Source organism: Stenotrophomonas sp. 14P6.2.3 (assembly GCF_057799055.1).
In genome coordinates this window covers 36,453-51,952 of record NZ_JBYOLA010000016.1, presented here as the reverse complement: position 1 = coordinate 51,952, position 15,500 = coordinate 36,453, and the positions used below count along the sequence as shown (strand labels likewise).

At 66.9% G+C, this 15,500-nt stretch carries 13 protein-coding genes; 4 read left to right on the top strand and 9 right to left on the bottom strand.

The features are described from left to right. Window positions 1-60: 60 nt before the first annotated feature. Entirely contained in the window at window positions 61-1,110 is a 1,050-nt protein-coding gene (locus tag AC27VL_RS13680) for a DUF1176 domain-containing protein (protein WP_488766931.1), read from the top strand. Between the two features lie 84 nt (window positions 1,111-1,194). On the opposite strand, the gene recJ is transcribed toward AC27VL_RS13680, so the two are convergent. After that, window positions 1,195-2,952, bottom strand: a complete 1,758-nt coding sequence (gene recJ, locus AC27VL_RS13675; RefSeq protein ID WP_488766929.1) for a single-stranded-DNA-specific exonuclease RecJ — start codon at window positions 2,950-2,952, stop codon at window positions 1,195-1,197. Between the two features lie 122 nt (window positions 2,953-3,074). On the opposite strand from recJ, the gene AC27VL_RS13670 reads away from it, so the two are divergent. Continuing rightward, entirely contained in the window at window positions 3,075-4,118 is a 1,044-nt protein-coding gene (locus tag AC27VL_RS13670; RefSeq protein ID WP_488766928.1) for a DUF1176 domain-containing protein, read from the top strand. Next, the gene (locus AC27VL_RS13665) at window positions 4,119-5,177 is read left to right on the top strand and encodes a DUF1176 domain-containing protein (protein WP_488766926.1); all 1,059 of its coding nucleotides are present in this window, start codon (window positions 4,119-4,121) and stop codon (window positions 5,175-5,177) included. Window positions 5,178-5,215: 38 nt separating this feature from the next. Here the strand turns inward: AC27VL_RS13665 and AC27VL_RS13660 are convergent, their stop codons facing one another. From AC27VL_RS13660 to dapB, 5 genes are all read right to left on the bottom strand, one after another. Beyond that, window positions 5,216-6,136: a phosphoglycerate mutase gene (locus tag AC27VL_RS13660; RefSeq protein ID WP_488766924.1), complete on the bottom strand. Its 921-nt coding sequence runs from the start codon at window positions 6,134-6,136 to the stop codon at window positions 5,216-5,218. Between the two features lie 3 nt (window positions 6,137-6,139). Further along, window positions 6,140-6,604, bottom strand: coding sequence for a transcription elongation factor GreA (greA, locus tag AC27VL_RS13655; RefSeq protein WP_176022519.1), 465 nt, complete (start codon window positions 6,602-6,604; stop codon window positions 6,140-6,142). 8 nt (window positions 6,605-6,612) lie between these two features. Beyond that, complete coding sequence (gene carB, locus AC27VL_RS13650; RefSeq protein ID WP_488766922.1) at window positions 6,613-9,855, bottom strand: carbamoyl-phosphate synthase large subunit; 3,243 nt, start codon at window positions 9,853-9,855, stop codon at window positions 6,613-6,615. Window positions 9,856-10,004: 149 nt separating this feature from the next. Further along, window positions 10,005-11,135, bottom strand: coding sequence for a glutamine-hydrolyzing carbamoyl-phosphate synthase small subunit (gene carA / locus AC27VL_RS13645; RefSeq protein ID WP_089240920.1), 1,131 nt, complete (start codon window positions 11,133-11,135; stop codon window positions 10,005-10,007). Window positions 11,136-11,443: 308 nt separating this feature from the next. Then, window positions 11,444-12,163: a 4-hydroxy-tetrahydrodipicolinate reductase gene (gene dapB / locus AC27VL_RS13640; RefSeq protein WP_488766921.1), complete on the bottom strand. Its 720-nt coding sequence runs from the start codon at window positions 12,161-12,163 to the stop codon at window positions 11,444-11,446. A gap of 88 nt (window positions 12,164-12,251) precedes the next feature. Here dapB and AC27VL_RS13635 point away from each other — a divergent pair, with 88 nt between their 5' ends. After that, window positions 12,252-13,013, top strand: a complete 762-nt coding sequence (locus AC27VL_RS13635) for a 3-oxoacyl-ACP reductase (RefSeq protein WP_488766919.1) — start codon at window positions 12,252-12,254, stop codon at window positions 13,011-13,013. A 78-nt stretch (window positions 13,014-13,091) separates the two neighbouring features. Here AC27VL_RS13635 and AC27VL_RS13630 read toward each other — a convergent pair whose 3' ends face one another. Genes AC27VL_RS13630 through AC27VL_RS13620 form a run of 3 tightly spaced genes read right to left on the bottom strand, consistent with a single transcriptional unit; the run spans window position 13,092 to window position 15,459 of the window. Continuing rightward, complete coding sequence (locus AC27VL_RS13630) at window positions 13,092-13,346, bottom strand: DUF6587 family protein (protein ID WP_089240910.1); 255 nt, start codon at window positions 13,344-13,346, stop codon at window positions 13,092-13,094. After that, entirely contained in the window at window positions 13,346-15,208 is a 1,863-nt protein-coding gene (gene feoB, locus AC27VL_RS13625) for a ferrous iron transport protein B (RefSeq protein WP_488766917.1), read from the bottom strand. The genes AC27VL_RS13630 and feoB overlap by 1 nt, the downstream gene beginning before the upstream one ends. Next, window positions 15,205-15,459, bottom strand: a complete 255-nt coding sequence (locus AC27VL_RS13620) for a FeoA family protein (RefSeq protein WP_100552433.1) — start codon at window positions 15,457-15,459, stop codon at window positions 15,205-15,207. Before AC27VL_RS13620 ends, feoB begins: the two co-directional genes overlap by 4 nt. Window positions 15,460-15,500 lie beyond the last annotated feature (41 nt).

Here is a 15,500-nt window from a genome sequence, read left to right as displayed (position 1 = left end):
GGCTCTTCGCCGCCCCTGGGCGCACCATGTGTGACTTCCCGATCCCGCGCAAGGATGCCCATGCGTTCTCCCCTGCTTCCCACCCTGCTGGCGCTGTGCTGGCCAATGGCCGCCGGCGCCGTCGATGCGCCTGCAGGGCTGTATTTCCAGCATCACGACTGGGTCGTGGCCTGCGACAACACCCGCACCTGCCGCGCGGCCGGCTACGCCAGCGGTGATGACAGCACCCTGAGCGTGCTGTTGACGCGGCAGGGTGGCCCCGATCAAGCCATCAACGGCCGGGTGTCGTTGCAGCCGATCGATGACCAGCCGCAGCCGAAGGGCGCACTGCACCTGCGCATCCAGCAGCGTGATCTCGGTGTGCTGACGCCGGCCAAGGACACAGGCACCTATGCGCTGAGCCCGACGCAGACCACCGCAGTGCTGTCCGCGCTGGTGCGCGATGGCGGCATCACCGTTGTCGATACCGCCGGCCATGCGTGGCCGCTGTCGGACAAGGGCGCAGCGGCTGTATTGCTGAAGGCCGACGAGTTCCAGGGCCGCGTGGGGACGCCGGGCGCGGTGATGCGCAAGGGTACTGCTGCCGAAAGCAGCGTACCTGCCGCCGTTGCCAAACCCGTGGTGCGCAAGGCAGCGACCATGTCTACGCCGCCGGACGACCCGGCATTCGCCAAGCTGGCCGCGTCACCGGCGCTGCGTGCAGCGCTGCGCGCCACCCTGAAAGAGCCCAGCTGCGAAGGCCTGCTCGACGCCGACCCGGATCTTCCGATCAGCAATTCGCCACTGCAGATCCAACGTCTGGATGCCAAGCACCTGCTGGTCAACGTTCCCTGCTGGCGCGCGGCCTACAACACCGGCGATGGTTACTGGGTCATCGGTGAGAAAGCGCCTTTCCAGCCGCAGTGGGTGACCAGCGATGCGATCGACTACGGCGACGGGCAGATCGTCGCCTCGCACAAGGGCCGCGGCCTGGCCGACTGCGTGTCGGATGAAGCGTGGACCTGGGATGGCACGCGCTTCATCGCGACCTCGGCGATCAGCGGCGGCCTGTGCCGCGGCGTTCCCGGTGGAACCTGGGAACTGCCGACGCGGGTGACCGAGGTCCGCTGACCTCACAGAAAAAGGGGACGGAGGGGATCAGGTCGCAAACGGCAAACAAGGCACAAGCGACTTAATCCCCTCCGTCCCCTTTTTTCATGCGGGCAGGCAGTGCTCGACGATCAGCTGGATCGCGGCGCCACCGCGATAGTCATCGCAGGCCAGGCGATAGGCCAGGTGGACATGCTTACCGGGCGCGTTGCCGTGCCAGCCACCGAAGTGGATCGCGTTGATCGTGCCCGGTACGCCGGGCAGGCGCAGTTCCAGCTTCAGATGCCGTTCCTTCAATACGCGCCAGTTGGCCACTTCGAAGTGGCCGTCGAACAGAGGCTCGGGGAAACCCTGTCCCCATGGCCCCGCCAGGCGCAGCGCATCGGCGTGGCGATGATCGAGTTCGTCCGCTGCCAGTTCGCCATCACTGAGCACCTGCTGCTGCAGTGCCGCCGGGTCGAGCATTTCCAGCACGGTAGCGACGAACGCGGCTTCGAAGTCGGCCAGATGATCCAGTCGCATGCTCAACCCGGCAGCCATTGCGTGACCGCCGAAGCGCTCGATCAAGCCGGGATGGCGTGCATCGACCAGGGCCAGCGCATCACGGATATGCAGGCCGGCAATCGAACGCGCTGAGCCACGCAGGGTGTCAGCGCCCGGCTCGGCCGGCGCGAACGCGATCACCGGACGATGCAGACGATCCTTCATCTTCGACGCGACCAGGCCCACCACGCCAGGGTGCCAATCCGCATCAAACAGGCAGGCCGCCACTGGTCGCTGACCTGCGGTATCGAGCACCACCCGCGACAGCGCCTGTTCGGCGTCATCGGTCATCGACTGCTGCACCGCACGCCGCTCGGCGTTGATCTGCTCCAGAGTCTGCGCGATGTCGCGGGCCTGCCGCGGATCTTCGGTGAGCAGCAGCGCGATTCCCAGCGCCATGTCTTCCAGCCGACCGGCCGCATTCAAGCGCGGGCCGAGCCCGAAGCCGATGTCGGTGGCGGTCAGTCGCGCGGCGTCGCGGCCACTGGCCTCGATCAATGCCTTCAGGCCGACGCAGCCCTGGCCGTTGCGCAGCCGCCGCAGACCAGCACTGACCAGGGCGCGGTTGTTGGCATCCAGCACTACCAGATCGGCCACGGTGCCCACGGCCACCAGATCCAGCAGCGTGGTCAGGTCCGGACCTTTGCCATCGGCAAATACACCCGCTTCGCGCATCTGCCGACGCAGCGCCATCAGCACGTAGAAGATCACGCCGACACCGGCCAGCGACTTGCTGGGGAAGGCGTCGCCGTCCAGATTGGGGTCGACGATGACATCGGCCGGTGGCAGCTGCGGACCGGGCAGATGGTGATCGGTCACCAGCACCTGCCAGCCCCGCGCTTTGGCTGCGGTCACGCCGGCATGGCAGGCGATGCCGTGATCGACGGTGACCAGAAGATCCGGCTGCAGCGCAGCCAGCTCGTCCACCAGCGACGGCGACAGACCGTAACCATGCACCATGCGGTTGGGCACCGCGTGGAAGACATGCTGCGCGCCGAGCATGCGCAGACCGCGCACGCCGACCGCGCACGCGGTTGCGCCGTCGCAGTCGAAATCACCCACCACCAGGATGCGCTTGTCGGCGGCGATGGCTTCGACCAGCAGGTCCACGGCCGCATCGATGCCGGTCAGCAGCTCCGGCGCGTGCAGGTTGCCCAGCTTGGGCAACGCCAGCTCCGGCGTCTGCGCTCCGCGTGCGGCGTACAGGCGGGCCAACAATGGCAGCGTGCCGTCCGGCCAGGCGCCGGGTACGGCGACATCGCGGCGGCGGATCGTCGGGGTATCTGAAGACGGCGGCACAGCGTCGGCGGCAAGGGACATCGGCATCGCCGGGTTACGGAAGACCCGCGCATGATACCCCGCTCGGCTTGCCAGGCTCTCCGCGGGCTTGGCGCAGGCGTGCTGATCGCCCATGCTTGTTCGCTTCTGAAACGGAATTCGCCATGTACCGCCCGCTGTCCGTACTGCTGGCCAGCCTCCTGCTGCCACTTGTTTCCGACGCTGGAAACACACCGTTGGAACCCGGTATCGAGTTCGTGCACCACGACTGGTTCCTGGCCTGCGACAACACCGGCACCTGCCGTGCCGCCGGCTATGGCCCGGAACAGGCTGACAGCCTGCTGGGCCTGATGCTGGAACGTGCCGGCGGCCCCGGCACGGCAGTGAAGGCGCGGCTGCGGGTCGGTGAGGATGGCGAAAGCACAATGCCTGAAGGATCGATGCGCCTGCAGGTGAACGGACGTGATCTGGGTCCCGTGCAGGACACCGGGCCCGACGACGCAGTGACGCTGCGACCAGCGCAGGTTGCAGCCCTGCTGGCCGCCCTGCCCGGCCAGGCCCGCATCGAGGTGATCGACAGCAGGGGCACGCGCTGGCCGATTTCCGATCGTGGTGCCGCTGCAGTGCTGTTGAAAATGGACGAGGCACAAGGGCGAGTGGGCACGCCCGGCGCCCTGGTACGGCGTGGCACGCGTGCCGAAGCGAGCGTGCCGGCTGCCCACGCCAAGCCGGTGATCGTGAGCGCGGCACTGACGGCCCCACGCTCCGAAGACAGCGCATTGGGCAGCAGCGAAGCGCTGCGCGACGCGTTGATTGCCACGCTCGGCGACAGCGACGACTGCCCGCGCCTGATCGAGTACAAGGGAACCCCGGAAATGGTGATCGAGCGGCTGGACGAGCGCCATGTGCTGGTGCAGGCGCTGTGCCAGATGGGTGCGTACAACTACAGCAATGGCTTCTGGATCGCGCGCGACCAGCCCCCTTTCGCCCCGCAGACGGTCACGCTGGAGGCTGAGGGCTTCTCGCGCGTCGAGCGCACGCTGTACGCACGCTACAAGGGCCGCGGCATCGGCGACTGTATTTCCGGCTCGGACTGGGCATGGGACGGCCGCGGATTCCAGCCCGCCAGCGCTTTCAGCACCGGTCTGTGTCGTGGCATGCCGGGCGGACACTGGACCCTGCCGACGCTGGTCAGCGAGGTTCGTTGAATGCGTGCATCCTCACTATTGCGGACACCCCTGCTGCTGGCCTCCCTCACTCTGGCGCCGATTGCCTCGGCCACTGAATCGCTCGGCACATCGTTCGTCGAGGGCGACGGCGTGATGGCCTGCGACAACACCCGCACCTGCCGGCTGGCAGCCTACGGCCCGCTGGCACCGCTGATGCTGAGCGTGCTGCTCGAACGTGTCGGCGGGCCGCAGACCGCGGTCACCGCACGGCTGTCAATGGCCGAGGGCGCCGAGGACGCGCCTCGTACCCCTGTGGCGGTGGCACCCGAAGGGGCATTGCGACTGCGCGTGGATGGAAGGGACATCGGTGACATCGGCCACAGCGAAGCGCTCGACCTTGGCCTGGAACTACCCTCGCGCTACGTGGCAGCGATGATCGATGCACTGGTGAATGGCAAACGCATCGAGATGAGCGATGCCTCGGGTCACGCCTGGCCGCTGTCGGATCGTGGCATCCGCACGTTGCTGCTGAAGATGGACGAAGCACAGGGTCGGTTGGACACCCCAGGCGCACTGGCGCGCAAGGGCGCACAGCCGGAATCGAAGGTGCCGGCCGCGGTAGCCGCGCCACCACTGAAGGCGCCGCCCCTGCTGGTCGAAGCACATGACGACGATGGGCAGCTGGCTAAGCGGACAGACCTGCTTCAGCAACTGCAGCCGGTGGCCGCCGCGCGGAACGCCTGCGAACAGATGTCGTCGCGCCAACTACGCATCGAACGGGTGGATGCTACCCATGTCCTTGCCCTGTTGAGCTGTGCAACCGACCACCACATCGTGTCAGCGGGCACCTGGCTGATCCGCGACCGTCCCCCCTTCGCACCCACGCTGATCGCCCGGACCACGCTGTTTCCGCTCTACCCGCACGCCGTGTTCCTTGAAGAAGGGTTCGTGGCCGGTACGGATGCCTGCGGTACGAGCCGGCATTGGGCGTGGGATGGAACCCGTCTGAGCCTGAGCGCGGAGTTTGTCGGTCACTACTGCACCGGCCCGAGCCGCAGGCACTGGCAGTTGCCGACCTACGTCACCGATGTTCAATAGCACATCCGCCGGGCATGGCCCGGCGCTACCGCCTTGCCTCAACCGTCGTGCAGTTGCCGAGGCTTCTTCCAGAACTGCCAGCGCTGGCCGCGGTCCAGCTGGAACTGCAGGCCATCCTCGAAATCCAGCACCAGACGCTGCAGTTCACCACGCTTGAGCGCGGCCAACAGCGGGCGGATCGCATCATTGCCCAGCTGCTGCAACGAGCGCAGCTGGCGCAGATCAACCAGTGCATCGACCGATTGCTCGCCATCCACCGCTACGCCTGCGGCCTGGGCCAGACCCTGCAGCAGCGCATCGCGGCTTCGCACCTGCGCATGCGGCGTGGCCACCGATACCGGCATCACGCCACCGCCCCAGAACCACAGCGAATTGATCGGCTGCTGCCCCTGTGCAGCGCGCTGCTGGTTCCACGAATGGGTATGCAGCAGCACCTGCGCTTCCGTCATCAATGCGCGCCAGCGGCGGCCCGCCTCGCCCGGTGGCAGGTGCGAGAACAGATCATCACCCAGCACCTCGTCCGGACCGTCGAACTCCGGCAGTTCGGTACCGATCGGCAGCCGCAGGTACCAACGCGAAGGATCGGGTGCATCCAGCACGAAGCCTGCATCCGCAAACAGCGGCTGCAACACAGGCAGCAGGGCCAACGTATCGGCCAGGCTGGGCCGCAGCGTTTCGCCATGGCCCATCATCCGTGCGCCATGCATGTCCGGCACCATGCAGGCCGGATCTGCACGCAGCCAGCAGGCGCCGGCGGCATCGCCGACGTCACGCTGGCGGGTCAACGCGGCCACCGGCCATTGCGGCGCGGCGACCGTGAAGTGACGCAGCAGCTGTGCCCGTTCACCGGCGTCGCCCTGCGAGGTGGTGGCGCGGCCCAGGGCACGCGCCACGTCGTCCGGCAATGCAGCCACCGCAAAGCGGCTGCGTGCCGGCAACAGCAGGGTCGCCGTCGCCACGGATCAGTCCTGGTAGCTGACGCTGACGATCTCGTACTCGCGCTGGCCGGCCGGCGCATCGATCACGATCGAGTCACCTTCCAGCTTGCCGATCATCGCGCGGGCAACCGGCGAGGAAATGGCGATCAGGCCCAGTTTGATGTCCGCTTCCAGATCGCCAACGATCTGGTATTTCTTCTCTTCGTCCGATTCCACGTCGGCCAGGGTCACGCTGGCTCCGAACACCACCTTGGAGCCTGCATTGAGCTTGCTCACATCGATGATCTCGGCGTGCGACAGCTCGCCTTCCAGCTGCTTGATGCGGCCTTCGATGAAGCCCTGTTCCTCGCGCGCGGCGTGGTACTCGGCATTTTCCTTCAGGTCGCCATGCTCGCGCGCTTCGGCGATCGCGGCGATCACCTTCGGCCGCTTGACCGACTTCAGGTGATCCAGTTCATCGCGCAGTCGCTGCGCGCCTTTCATCGTGATGGGGGCTCTCATGCGTTCAACTCCTTGTGCAGTTCCTGCAGCGACCAGACCGGGCCGGTACCGCGGAATTCCAGTGAATCCACCAGCGCCTTGGCACCGGCAATGGTGGTCGAATAAGTGACGCGGTGCTGCAGCGCCTCGCGACGGATCGAGAACGAGTCGTTGATCGCTGCACGGCCTTCGGTCGTGTTGACGATATAGACGATCTCGCCGTTCTTGATCGAATCGACGATGTGCGGGCGACCCTCGACCACCTTGTTGATGATCTCGCAGTCCATGCCGTGCTGCTGCAGCCACGCTGCGGTACCACGGGTGGCGACCAGGCTGTAGCCACGTGCCAGCAGGGCCTTGGCCACCGGCAGTACGCGCTTCTTGTCCGGGTCGCGCACCGACACGAAGGCCTTGCCCACCGGCGGCGCCTTGATGCCACCGGCTTCCTGCGCGCGCGCGAAGGCGGCATTGAAGCTGCGGCCCACGCCCATCACTTCACCGGTGGAGCGCATCTCCGGCCCAAGGATCGGGTCGACGCCCTGGAACTTGGCGAACGGGAAGATCGCTTCCTTCACCGAGTAGTAGTCCGGCACGATTTCCTTGGTGGCGCCCTGCTCTTCCAGGGTCTTGCCCGCCATGCAGCGGGCCGCGATCTTGGCCAGCGGCATGCCGGTGGCCTTGGACACGAACGGCACGGTGCGCGAGGCACGCGGGTTCACTTCCAGCAGGAAGATGGTGTCGTTGCCTTCCTCGTCGGTCTGGATCGCGAACTGGGTGTTCATCAGGCCCACCACGTTCAGGGCCTTGGCCAGCTCGACCACCTGGCGACGCAGCTCTGCCTGGGTTTCAACCGACAGCGAGTACGGCGGCAGCGAGCAGGAGGAATCGCCCGAGTGCACGCCAGCCTCTTCGATGTGCTCCATCACGCCACCGATCAGGACGTTGCCCTGGGCGTCGGCGATGATGTCCACGTCGCACTCGACGGCGTTGTCCAGGAAGCGGTCCAGCAGCACCGGCGAATCGTTGGACACCTTCACCGCGTCACGCACGTAGCGGGCCAGATCGGATTCGCCGTAGACGATTTCCATGGCGCGGCCACCCAGCACGTAGCTCGGGCGCACCACCAGCGGGTAGCCGATCTCGCGGGCCAGCAGCAGCGCTTCCTGATCGTTGCGGGCGATGCGGTTCGGCGGCTGCTTCAGGCCCAGCTGGTCCACCAGCTGCTGGAAGCGCTCGCGGTCTTCGGCCAGGTCGATCGAGTCCGGGCTGGTGCCGATCACCGGCACGCCGTTGGCTTCCAGCGCGCGTGCCAGCTTCAGCGGGGTCTGGCCGCCGTACTGCACGATCACGCCCTTGGGCTGCTCCAGCTCGACGATTTCCAGCACGTCTTCCAGGGTCAGCGGTTCGAAGTACAGGCGGTCGGAAGTGTCGTAGTCGGTCGACACGGTTTCCGGGTTGCAGTTGACCATGATGGTTTCATAGCCATCCTCGCGCAGCGCCAGTGCCGCGTGCACGCAGCAGTAGTCGAACTCGATGCCCTGGCCGATGCGGTTCGGGCCACCGCCGAGGATCATGATCTTGTCGCGGTTGCTCGGCGCGGCTTCGCACTCGTCCTCGTAGGTCGAGTACAGGTAGGCGGTGCCGGTGGAGAATTCACCTGCGCAGGAGTCCACGCGCTTGTACACCGGACGCACCTTGTGGGCACGGCGCAGCGCGCGCACGGCCGCTTCATTGGTGCCGGTCAGCTGGGCCAGGCGGGCGTCGGAGAAACCGGCACGCTTGAGCTTGCGCAGGCGCGCCGCATCCAGTGCGTCGATGCCATCGGCCGCGACCTGGGTCTCAGCGGCGATGATTTCTTCGATCTGGTCCAGGAACCACGGATCGATGTAGGACAGCTTGAAGATGTCCTCCACGCTCATGCCGGCGCGGAACGCATCGCCCACGAAGAACAGGCGTTCCGGACCCGGTGCCTTCAGCTCACGACGCAGGGTCTGCAGATCATCTTCACTGGTCAGGTCCAGGCCGGTCGGGTCGAAGCCGACCTTGCCGGTTTCCAGGCCACGCAGGGCCTTCTGCATCGACTCCTGGAAGGTGCGGCCCATCGCCATCACCTCGCCCACCGACTTCATCTGGGTGGTCAGGCGTGCATCGGCGGCCGGGAACTTCTCGAATGCGAAGCGCGGAATCTTGGTGACGACGTAGTCGATGGACGGCTCGAACGAGGCCGGGGTCAGGCCGCCGGTGATCTCGTTCTTCAGTTCGTCCAGGGTGTAGCCCACGGCCAGCTTGGCGGCGACCTTGGCGATCGGGAAGCCGGTGGCCTTGGAGGCCAGCGCCGAGGAGCGCGACACGCGCGGATTCATCTCGATCACCACCACGCGGCCGGTGTCCGGGTTGATGCCGAACTGCACGTTCGAACCACCGGTATCCACGCCGATCTTGCGCAGCACGGCGATGGAGGCATCGCGCAGGCGCTGGTATTCCTTGTCGGTCAGGGTCTGCGCCGGGGCCACCGTGATCGAGTCACCGGTGTGCACGCCCATCGGGTCCAGGTTCTCGATCGAGCAGACGATGATGCAGTTGTCCGCCGTATCGCGGACCACTTCCATCTCGAATTCCTTCCAGCCCAGCACCGACTCTTCGACCAGCACTTCGGAGGTCGGCGACAGTTCCAGGCCACGGTTGACGATCTCGATCAGCTCTTCGCGGTTGTAGGCGATGCCGCCGCCACTGCCGCCCAGGGTGAAGCTGGGGCGGATGATGGTCGGATAGCCGACGCGGGTCTGGATCTCCAGCGCTTCGTCCAGGGTGTGGGCAACGGCGGCGGTCGGGCACTCCAGGCCGATCTCGCCCATCGCCACGCGGAACAGTTCGCGGTCTTCGGCCATCATGATCGCTGCGCGCTTGGCGCCGATCAGCTCGACGTTGTACTTCTCCAGCACGCCGTTGTCGGCCAGGTCCAGCGCGCAGTTCAGCGCGGTCTGGCCACCCATCGTCGGCAGCAGCGCATCGGGCTTTTCCTTGGCGATGATCTTCTCGACCGTCTGCCAGTTGATCGGCTCGATGTAGACGGCGTCGGCCATCTCCGGGTCGGTCATGATCGTGGCCGGGTTGCTGTTGACCAGCACCACGCGGTAGCCCTCGTCACGCAGGGCCTTGCAGGCCTGGGCGCCGGAGTAATCGAACTCACAGGCCTGGCCGATGACGATCGGGCCGGCACCGATGATGAGGATGGTCTTGAGGTCAGTGCGCTTGGGCATTTTCTTCTCTAAGTCAGTACAGCGTGACAAGGGGGGTGATCGCACGCTGTCGATCAGGAATCTTGATCCGCAGCGCCGCGCCAGGGGCAGCCGCGATGCGGAGGCTTACGGTCCATCGCGACGCCACCGGCGAACCGGCGGCGTACTGATCACGCCTTGGCCTGTTCCATCAGCGCCACGAAACGGTCGAACAACGGGCCCACATCGGTCGGGCCCGGCGACGCTTCCGGATGGCCCTGGAACGAGAAGGCCGGCACGTCGGTGCGGGCGATGCCCTGGTTGGTGCCGTCGAACAGCGAACGGTGGGTCACCCGCAGGGTGGCCGGCAGGGTCGCTTCATCCACTGCGAAGCCGTGGTTCTGCGAGGTGATCATCACCCGGCCGCTGTCCAGGTCCTGCACCGGATGGTTCGCACCGTGGTGGCCATGGCCCATCTTGATGGTCTTCGCGCCCGAGGCCAGGCCCAGCAGCTGATGGCCCAGGCAGATGCCGAAGGTCGGGATCTTCACGTCGATGAAGGTCTTGATCGCGGCGATCGCGTAGTCGCACGGCTCCGGGTCGCCCGGGCCGTTGGACAGGAACACGCCGTCCGGCTTCAGCGCCAGCACTTCAGCAGCCGGGGTCTGCGCCGGCACCACGGTGACCTCGCAGCCTCGCTCGGCCAGCATGCGCAGGATGTTGGTCTTCACGCCGAAGTCGTACGCCACGACCTTGTACTTGGCCGGCACGCTGACGAAGGCATTGGCATCCAGGTCCAGCTGGCCCTCGGTCCAGACGTAGGTCTTGTCGGTAGTCACGACCTTGGCCAGATCCATGCCCTTCAGACCCGGGAACTTGCGGGCCGCTTCCAGTGCCTTTTCCACATCGATGCCGTCGCCGGCCATCAGCGCGCCGTTCTGGGCGCCCTTCTCGCGCAGGATGCGGGTCAGCTTGCGGGTGTCGATGCCGGCGATGGCGACCACGCCACGCTGGATCAGCCAGTCCTGCAGCGACACCTGGCTGCGCCAGTTGCTCGGGCGGCGCGGTACGTCGCGCACGATCAGGCCGGCCGACCACACCTTGGACGCTTCATTGTCCTGGTCGGTCATGCCGGTGTTGCCAATGTGCGGATAGGTCAGCGTGACCATCTGCCGGGCGTAGGACGGGTCGGTCAACACTTCCTGGTAGCCGGTCATGGCGGTGTTGAACACCACCTCACCGACGGACAGGCCGGGCGCGCCTACGGATTCGCCCTCGAATACGGTGCCGTCTTCGAGGACGAGGATTGCGGCTTGGGTCACGGAATTCTCACTTTGGCTACCGAGGGGGTGCCGAAGTCACGCCTGCGCTTCACGGAAATCCGGTTGCAAAAAAGCGCGGACGTACGGTCTGGGACCGGTCCGGCTTTCGTGATTCGGCGAGTGCGAATTGTAGCGGTGCCGGGGCCCGCGCGCCAGCGGTTATCGCCATTCATGAACAGGCGATTGCGCATTCATTTCAATCCGGGGCCGTATGCAGGCCCTGCGCCCGGTAGTGCCGGCCGCTGGCCGGCAACCACGGGGTGCCCGACGGCAAGGGGAATGCCGGCCAGCGGCCGGCACTACCTGTCTTATTCCAGCAGGTCGCGTACCCGGTAGCTGCCCGCCGCCCGGCCCTGCAGCTGGCGAGCGGCAAACAGCGCCCCACGGGCGAAGATGTCGCGGTTGGTGGCCCGGTGCACCAGCTCGATGCGCTCGCCCAGGCCGGTGAACTGCACCAGATGCTCGCCGACGATGTCACCGGCGCGCAGGCTGGCGTACTGCGGCTCAGCCCCGCCCCGCTGCGCCGCGGCGCCCAGGGTCAGCGCCGTGCCCGAGGGCGCGTCCTTCTTCTGCGTATGGTGGGATTCGACGATGTCGCAGTTCCAGCCCGCCAGCGCCTGCGCAGCGCGCTCCACCAGCTCATCCAGTACCGCCACGCCCAGGCTGAAGTTCGACGCCCACACCAGCGGGATCTTCACCGCCGCCGCCTCCAGCGCCTGCCGCTGCGCAGTGGAAATGCCGGTGGTGCCCGACACCAGGCCTGCGCCGCGCTCCACGCACAGTGCCAGCAGTGCGTCGAAGCCCTCTGGAAGGCTGAAATCGATCGCCACGTCGAACACCGGCGCCCCCGGCAACTCGCTGGCGGCGAAGAACGGCACACCATCGATCACCCGCTGGGCCGGCGCGCGGCCGGTCACCGCAGCGACGATCTGCAGGGAATCAGGGTGTTCGGCGGCCAACCGCAACAGGGCCTGGCCCATGCGCCCGGAGGCGCCGTGAATAAGCAATCGCAGGGGAGTCTGGTTCATGCACGCAGGCTAGCGGCAGCACACATGGTCCGGCAAGCACTGTCGCTGCTACGCTGCGTGCCCTTTTGCCATGGATTGCCTGACCATCATGCAGATCAGCGAACAGCTGGTACTGCTCACCGGCGCCGGTCGCGGCCTCGGCCAGCACATCGCCCGCGCATTCGCCGCGCAGGGCGCGCGGGTTGTCATCAACTATCACCGCAGCGAAGCGGCCGCACGCGCTCTGGCCAGTGAACTGGGTGGCCAGGCCATCGCCCTGCAGGCCGACGTCACCGACCGCGCCCAGGTCGACAACCTGCTGCAGCAGGCCCTGGCGCACTTCGGCCAGGGCGTGACCACCGTGGTCAACAATGCCTTGGCCCCGTTCTCGTTCAATGGCGAAGCCCGCGACAGCGCCGCCGACATCGCCTGGCCGGCCTTCCAGGCGCAGTTCGAAGGCAGCGTGCGCGGCGCCCTCAACACCGTGCAGGCTGCCCTGCCGGGCATGCAGGCGCGGCGCTTCGGCCGGGTCATCAACATCGGCACCAACCTGTTCCAGAACCCGGTGGTGCCCTACCACGACTACACCGCCGCCAAGGCCGCGCTGCTGTCGCTCACCCGCACCCTGGCCGGCGACCTCGGCCCGCACAGCATCACCGTCAACATGCTGTCCGGCGGTCTGCTGCGCACGACCGACGCCAGCGCCGCCACGCCGGAAGCCGTATTCGACTACATTGCCGCCAACACGCCGCTGCGCAGCGTCACCACCCCGGCCGAGTTCGCCGATGCCGTGCTGTTCTTCGCCAGCCCGTGGTCGCGCGCGGTCACCGGCCAGAATCTGGTGGTGGATGGCGGACTGGTCAGGGACTAGTAGATCCACGCCATGCGTGGATGAAGACCAAGGGTGTGCGAACCAAGGTTCGCACCCATCAAAGCGGAAAAGGCAGGCTCAGTGCTGCTTCGGCGGCGTCGGTCCGCAGCTGTCACAGCCGCCACACGCGCCGCCACCGCCAGTGGCCGGCGGCGCGATCTTCCGGCCCAACGCCTGCAACCAGGCCGCGCGACCGGGCTTCAGCAGCGCCAGTGCCAGCGCGCCACGCAGCTTGCGCACGGTGCCGGGCGCCTGCTTCTTCAGCACCACCCAGGCACTGACCAGCACGGCCACCGCGATGATCAGGTACTGGATCAGCAGGCCGGCGTCCATCAGCCGCCCCCCAGCGCCACGGTCACCTGGTAGGTGATCAGCGCCGCGAAATAGGCCGCAGCAAACAGGTAGAACGCCGAGAAGCCCATCGTCTTCCACGAGTTGGTCTCGCGCTTGATGGTGGCCAGCGTCGAAATGCACATCGGCGCGTAGATGAACCACACCAGCAGGGCCAGGCCGGTGGCCAGCGACCAGCCATCAGCCACCACCGGCGACAGCGCGGAGATCGCCGCATCGTCATCGGCGGCCGACAGCGCGTATACCGTCGCCAGCGAGGACACCGCCACTTCGCGCGCGGCAAGGCCCGGAATCAGCGCGATGCAGATCTGCCAGTTGAAGCCCAGCGGCGCGAAGATCGCCGTCATCGCATGGCCGATCTGGCCGGCATAGCTGTAGTCGATGGCCGGCATCGTCGCATCGGCGGGCGCGCCCGGGAACGACAGCAGGAACCACAGCAGGATGGTCAGCGCCAGGATGATGCCGCCGACGCGCCTGAGGAAGATCATGCCGCGCTCGTACAGGCCGACGGCGAGGTCGCGCGGGTGCGGAATGCGGTACGACGGCAGCTCCAGCATCAGCGGGTGCTCGCTCTTGTCGCGGCGCCACTTCTTCATCACCCACGACATCACCAGCGCGCTGAGGATGCCGGCCACGTACAGGCCAAACAGCACCAGGCCCTGCTGGTTGAAGATGCCGATCTTGCCGGCGGGGATGAACGCGCCGATCAGCAGGGCATAAACCGGCAGGCGCGCCGAGCAGGTCATCAGCGGTGCCACCAGGATCGTGGCCAAGCGGTCACGCGGGTCCTGGATGCTGCGGGTGGCCATGATGCCCGGCACCGCGCAGGCGAAGCTGGACAGCAGCGGGATGAACGAACGACCGGACAAGCCCGCCGCCGCCATCATGCGATCCAGCAGGAACGCAGCGCGCGGCAGGTAACCGGACTCCTCCAGTGCCAGGATGAAGGCGAACAGGATCAGGATCTGCGGCAGGAACACCACCACGCCACCCAGGCCGGCGATGATGCCGTCGGTCAGCAGGCTGGTCAGCGGCCCTGCCGGCAACACGCTGGCGGCCAGTTCACCCAGCCAGGCAAAGCCGGCCTCGATGCCATCCATCAGCGGCGTCGCCCAGGCGAACACCGCCTGGAAGATCAGGAACATCACCACGACCAGGGTGATCAGGCCGAACACCGGATGCAGCAGCCAGCGGTCGAGCGTGTCGTCGATCTTCGCGGTCCGCGCCGGCATGCGCACGGCGGCGGCCAGGATCGCGCGCACCTGCGCGTGGTAGTCCGCGCCACTCTCAACACCGGCCAGCGGCGCATCCAGATGCGGCACCATCGTGTCCAGGCGTTCCACCAGCGCACGCGCGCCCTGCTTGCGCACCGCCACGGTTTCCACCACCGGCACACCGATCTCGCGTTCCAGCGCGGCAACATCGATCTGGATGCCGCGTCGCTGCGCGGCATCGACCATGTTCAGGGCGATGATCATCGGCTTGCCCAGCTCACGCAGTTCCAGCGCGAAACGCAGGTGCAGACGCAGGTTGGTGGCGTCGATCACGCACAGAAGAACGTCCGGCGCGGCCTCACCCGGGTAGAAGCCCCGGCACAGGTCGCGGGTGATCGCCTCGTCGAGGCTGGCCGGATGCAGGCTGTAGGCGCCCGGCAGGTCAAGCACCGCGAACTCGCGGCCGGACGGCGCACGCAGGCGGCCTTCCTTGCGCTCGACGGTGACGCCGGTGTAATTGGCGACCTTCTGCCGGCTGCCGGTCAGCTGGTTGAACAGGGCGGTCTTGCCGCTGTTGGGATTGCCGACCAGCGCGATGCGCAGCGGGGCGGTGGTTGCGGTGGCGCTCATGCGCGTCGCTCCTGGGTGGCCGGGTCGATGACCACGCGCCGTGCCTCACTGATACGCAGCGCGAAACGGGTGAACCCGACCTGCACCAGCAGCGGCTCGCCGCCGACCGGGCCCCGCGCCACCAGGCGCACTTCCTCACCCTTGACGAAGCCCAGCTCGCGCAGGCGCCGGGCGATGGCATCGTTGGCATGCAGGTCCTGCACGGAATCGACCACGGCCGAGGTGTGCAGGGGCAGTTCGGACAGCGTCATCTAGCGTGTTCTCTGCTGGATGTAAATGGTTCTCGATTCTA